This window comes from Dietzia sp. DQ11-38-2, from assembly GCF_014145055.1.
Taxonomy (GTDB): domain Bacteria; phylum Actinomycetota; class Actinomycetes; order Mycobacteriales; family Mycobacteriaceae; genus Dietzia.
This window is the reverse complement of the sequence record NZ_JAALDW010000255.1, coordinates 1-5167: the sequence shown is the minus strand read 5'-3', so window position 1 is coordinate 5167 and position 5167 is coordinate 1. Positions and strand designations below refer to the sequence as shown.

Sequence of the window (5167 nt, the reverse complement as noted above, 5' to 3'; positions counted from 1 at the left end):
GTCGAGCTGGCCGCGCTCCCGGACGGCGCCCACGTGATCAACGTGGGGCGGGGCCAACTGATCGACCAGGAGGCCCTCACCAAGGAGATCGCCGCGGGCAGACTCTCGGCGCATCTGGACGTCCTCGTCGTCGAACCCCTCCCCGACGGCGACCCGCTGTGGACGCTCGACGGCGCGCACATCAGCCCACACATGTCGGGCGACGTGGTGGGCTGGCGCGACACGCTCTCCCGGCAGTTCCTGGACCACCTCCACGCGTGGCTCGGGGGTTCCGAGCCCGGGCCCGCGGTCGACAAGGGCCGGGGATACGTCAGCGGCTGACCGGTTGTGGGTCGTCAACGCCCTGCTTACGGTCGAGGTCAGAGGCGGGTAGACGAGATCCGCCGGCGACCGAGAGGAGCTGCATGGCACTGGCCGTCGACGACTACGTCACGCGCGTGACCACCACCCCGACCATCATCGACAGGCCCGACCCGGTCGTGTGGTCCCGGGCCGACGATCCCGAGATCCGGCGCTTCGCCGAGGTCGGGTACGTGCAGCGACAGGGCGCACTGGACGCGGGCAGGGTGGACGCCTGCCTCGGGGAGGTGCACCGCATCGGTGCCGACCCCGCGATGGCCGCCGACCCACGGGTCATCCGCGAGGCCGGCAGCGACGCCGTGCGATCCATCTTCGACGTCCACATCCTGAGCGAGACAGTGCAGGAGGCGGTCGAGTACTCCGGTGCCGTCGAACTCGCCCGCGAGATCCTCGGCTCCGACGTCTACGTGCACCAGAGTCGACTCAACTACAAGCCCGGGTTCGCGGGCGGCGCGTTCTACTGGCACTCGGACTTCGAGACGTGGCACGCCGAGGACGGCATGCCCCGTCCGCGAGCGTGCAGCGCCTCCCTCGCCCTCACCCGCAACGAGGTGTTCAACGGCCCGCTGATGATCATGCCGGGGACCCAGAGATACTTCGTCCAGTGCGCCGGCGAGACGCCGGAGGCGTACTACGAGGAGTCCCTCGTGAGCACGGCGCCGACGATAGGGGTGCCGTCCGAGGGGCACATCGCGGAGCTGTACCACTCCCACGGGCTCCACGTCCTCACCGGCGAGGCGGGGTCGATGACCATGTTCGACTGCAACACCCTCCACGCCTCCGGGGGCAACATCAGCCCGGTGCCGAGGGCGAACGTCTTCGTCGTCTTCAACAGCGTGGAGAACGAGCTGACCACCCCCTTCGCGGGGACTGCGCGGCGCCCCGACTTCCTCGCGAGGCGCTGACGCCCGATACTGAGGCCCGGTGCTGTGGCCCGGCGCTGAGACTTGGTGCTGACGCCCGGTGGCGTGCCCGCGGACCGAGTGCGGTCGCGCCCTACGGGGTGTCGAGCCCCAGTCCGACGGCTGCCTCGGTGAAGGCGTCCACGAAGGCCTGCAGCGGCCGGCGCCGGGCGTCCCGTTCCCGGTAGGCGATCGAGACCGTCCTGGTGAGAACATCGCTCAGCCGCACCACGTCCACGTCCGCGGTCGTGGTGCTCAGGCCGAGATCGGAGGCCAGGGTCACGCCCAGGCCGGCCGCGACCAGGGCGAGTGCCGTCGACTGCTCGCCGGCCTCGTGGCGGATGTCCGGCTCGAACCCCGCCTCGCGGCACGCGAGCCGCACCGCCCTCCCGAAGTGCGAGCGGGGATGCGCCAGGACCCAGGGCTTCGCCGCGAGGTCCCCCAACGCCACCTCGTCGGCGTCCATCCACCCGCGGGGGGCGACGAGATGTAGCGACTCCACGGCGATCGGGGTCCGGGTGAGTTCGGGGACGCGGGCCATCGTGTAGCTGGAGTAGTCGAGGACGAAGGCCAGGTCGAGGGAACCGTCCCGGACGGCTCCCGTGGTGTCCTCCGGGGCGAGCTCCCGGCTCCGTACCTCGATCCCCGGGTGATCCCGGGCGAGTACCCGGATCCCCTCGGGCAGCAGGGTGGTGGCCACCGACGCCCAGACGCCGGCGGTGAGTGTGGTCCCGACCCCGGCCCGCGCCGACTCCATCGCGTGCCCGGCGTCCTCCACCGCGGCGAGGATGGTCTCCGCGTGCCCCGCGAGGACCACCCCGGCGTCGGTGAGACCTATCCGCCGGCCGCGCCGCTCGAACAGGGGCGTCCCCGCCTCCCGCTCCAACAGCGCGAGCTGCTGGGAGACCGCGGAGACCGTGTAGTCCAGGGCCCCGGCGACAGCGGTCACGGTCTCGCGACGCTCCAGCTCGCGGAGCAGCCTGAGTCGATGCAGTGACGGCTCCATGGCCCCGAGAATAGGGGCTGACCGGGGACAGTGCAGAAAAAATGAACGGTCAGGTCCATCGATTCTCGCTGGACCCGGGCCCGTTCTCGCTCCCATCCTGAAATGACCCCGACGGAAAGTCGGGCACAGGCGTTTCAGGAGGCGAGCACGATGACATCCATCGAGATTCCGGGTAGCACCGCGACGACCGGGTCGGTGCCGGTGGCTGTTCCGACTCCGCCCGCGGAGCGGGCCACCACGCGTGAGCCCTACCTGCGGTTGCACTGGAAAGACGACGTGACGGGCGCCCGCGGTTTCCTCGTCGTCGACACCCTCGTCGGTGGCCTGGCCACCGGGGGCACCAGGATGCGGGCCGGCTGCACCCTGGGTGAGGTGGAGGACCTGGCCCGGGGCATGACGAGTAAGACCGCGGCGTTCGACCTCCCCGTGGGTGGCGCCAAGGGCGGCATCGACTTCGACCCCAAGGATCCGCGCGCCGTCGAGGTGTTGTCCAGGTTCTGCGAGGCGATGCGCCCGTTCCTCGATCGTCACTGGGTGACCGCCGAGGACCTGGGGGTTCCGCAGCACCTGATCGACGAGGTCTTCGCGGGGCTGGGGATGCGGCAGTCCTACCACGCCGCCATCGAGCGTTCCGAGGATCCCGCCGCGACCGCGGGCCGCATCTTCCGCGGGCTCACGGCCGAGGTGCCCGGTGGGCTGCTCGGCGACGTGATCGGCGGGTACGGGGTGGCGCAGGCGTGCCTGGCGGCGGCCTACGTGCGCGGCTGGGACGTCGGCCGCACGACCGTCGCGGTCCAGGGCGTGGGCACGATGGGTGGCGCGGCGGCCTGGTACCTGCACGAGGCCGGTATGACCGTGGTCGCGGTGGCCGACGCCGCGGGAACCCTCTACGACCCGGCGGGCCTCGACATCCCCGCGCTGCTCGCCACCCGCGACCGCTTCGGTGAGATCGACCGGGCGGCGGTTCCCGCCCGGGTCCAGCGTCTGGAGCGGGATCAGATCATCGGGATGGACGTCGACGTCCTGGTCCCCGCCGCGGTCTCCTACGCGATCACCGCGGACAACTGCGCGTCCGTCACCGCGCCGATCGTGGTGGAGGCCGCCAACGCCGCCACCACCATCGACGCCGAGCTCGACCTCACGGCGCGCGGGATCGCGGTGCTACCGGACTTCGTGGCCAACGCCGGCGCGGTCGCCTGGGCCTGGTGGCTGATCCTCGGAGAGGTCGACGATCAGCCCGGGACCTCGTTCCTGCGGCTCAGCCGGGAGATGACGGCCAAGGTGTCGGACCTGCTCACCCGGTGGACTCCCGCGGACGGCCCGGTGCGCTGGACGGCCGACGTCTCGCACCTGGTACGCGAGGTCCCGCCGGTCGTCGTGCCCTGACCGGGAATCCGCGCGCAACAACTGCAGCCGCACACGAGATCTCGTGTGCGGCTGCAGTTGTTGCGCGCGTGTGCGGAAAGTCGGGTGGGCGCGCCCGGTCAGGCCCCGGCCGCGGAGTCGGCGTCGACCGCCAGTCGCTCTTCGGCAGGCGAGTTCGCCTCAGCCCCGTTCTCCTCGGCCCCGTTCTCCTCGGCCGCCCCGTTCCCCTTTCCGATCGCGGTGTGCAGTCGCGCGCGGCGGGGCGAGTCGTCGGTGCCCAGCAGGAGGTCGATGGTCAACCCCAGCCTGCTGTTGACGTCTGCGGCCGAGGACCTCCTGGTGAGCCACGAGACGAGGTTGGACATCCACACGTCGGAGACCACGCGGGCGATCGAGAGCTGGACCTCGTCCGGCTCACCCTGGGCCATGGCCCGGGCGATGATCCGGTCCATGTAGAAGCCCACCTCCTCGACCTCGTTGGCCACCGAGGCATCGGCGAACATGAACGCCCGGGTCATGGCCTCGGTGAGGTTGGGATCGCGCTGCATGGACTTGGTGATCATGTCCACCACGACCTTCATGCGCTCCTGGGCGGTGTCCCCGGGCGGTGCCGAACGTTCCGTGCGCTGGTCCAGCCTGCGGAACTCACGGGCCAGAGCCGAGACCAGGAGGTGCACCTTGGAGGGGAAGTAGCGGTAGAGCGTGCCCACGGCGACCTCGGCCTTCTCGGCCACGGCCCGCATCTGCACCGCCTCGTACCCACCCTTGGCCGCCAGGGCCAAGGTGGCGTCGAGGATGCGGCGACGCCGCTCCCGCTGCGACGAGGTGCTGGGCTCGTCACCACGGGACGCGGGATCGGACGCGGCTGGACCGGAACCGGTCTCGGTCGAGCTCTTGGTCATGAGGCGAGCCTCCTGGGCTGGCGACGGCCGATCGGGGGCCGGGTGCGGTCATCACGTCCTGCTGGTGCATTCTAGGACACGGTTGTTAGAACACGTTCTATTATGGGGGAGTGCGCCGGTCCTCGGACCCGCGCCGGTTCGAACCCCGTCGCGACGAGGAGCCACCGTGAGCATCGCCACCACCCCGGATCAGATCGAGATCCAGAACTCGATCAGGTCCTGGGCCAAGTCCGTCGATCCCGTGGACACAGTACGCGCACAGGAGACCGACCCGGACGCGTGGAAGGCACTTTGGGCCCAGTTGGCCGAACTGGGGATCTTCGGCGTCGCCGTCGCCGAGGAGTACGGCGGGGCCGGGGCCGAGATCATCGACCTGGCCTGCATGCTCGAGGAGGCCACGGCCCGGATGGCCCCCGGCCCGATCCTGTCGACCGCCGTCGCGGGCGTGCTGGTCTCGCGCGCCGGGGGCGCGGTCGCCTCCGCCCTCGGTGAGACCATCGCCGACGGCGGGCTGCCGGTGGGCGTCTGCCTGGGCCACGGCGCGGCGACCCTTGCGGGCTCGACCACTGGGGACACCACCACCGCGGGCTCGACCACGGTGACGGGTGATCCGGGTGTCGCCTACGGCGGGA

General features: G+C 71.0%; 6 protein-coding genes. 4 read left to right on the top strand and 2 right to left on the bottom strand.

Annotated features, from left to right (window positions below):
- Together G6026_RS09415 and G6026_RS09410 are read left to right on the top strand one after the other, a co-directional pair.
- Positions 1-321: NAD(P)-dependent oxidoreductase (locus tag G6026_RS09415; RefSeq protein ID WP_277815604.1), on the top strand; the 321-nt coding region annotated here is incomplete at its 5' end.
- 83 nt (positions 322-404) lie between these two features.
- The gene (locus G6026_RS09410; protein ID WP_182613006.1) at positions 405-1265 is read left to right on the top strand and encodes a phytanoyl-CoA dioxygenase family protein; all 861 of its coding nucleotides are present in this window, start codon (positions 405-407) and stop codon (positions 1263-1265) included.
- Between the two features lie 91 nt (positions 1266-1356).
- Here the strand turns inward: G6026_RS09410 and G6026_RS09405 are convergent, their stop codons facing one another.
- Positions 1357-2268, bottom strand: a complete 912-nt coding sequence (locus G6026_RS09405; protein WP_107755712.1) for a LysR family transcriptional regulator — start codon at positions 2266-2268, stop codon at positions 1357-1359.
- Between the two features lie 150 nt (positions 2269-2418).
- Between G6026_RS09405 and G6026_RS09400 the strand changes: the two genes are divergently transcribed.
- A complete protein-coding gene (locus tag G6026_RS09400; RefSeq protein WP_182613005.1) occupies positions 2419-3654 on the top strand; it encodes a Glu/Leu/Phe/Val dehydrogenase in 1236 nt (411 codons plus the stop codon).
- Positions 3655-3752: 98 nt separating this feature from the next.
- Here G6026_RS09400 and kstR read toward each other — a convergent pair whose 3' ends face one another.
- Positions 3753-4535, bottom strand: a complete 783-nt coding sequence (gene kstR, locus G6026_RS09395) for a cholesterol catabolism transcriptional regulator KstR (protein ID WP_182613004.1) — start codon at positions 4533-4535, stop codon at positions 3753-3755.
- A gap of 166 nt (positions 4536-4701) precedes the next feature.
- On the opposite strand from kstR, the gene G6026_RS09390 reads away from it, so the two are divergent.
- Positions 4702-5167, top strand: a 466-nt coding sequence (locus G6026_RS09390; protein ID WP_182613003.1) for an acyl-CoA dehydrogenase family protein, incomplete at its 3' end; no start/stop codon positions are given.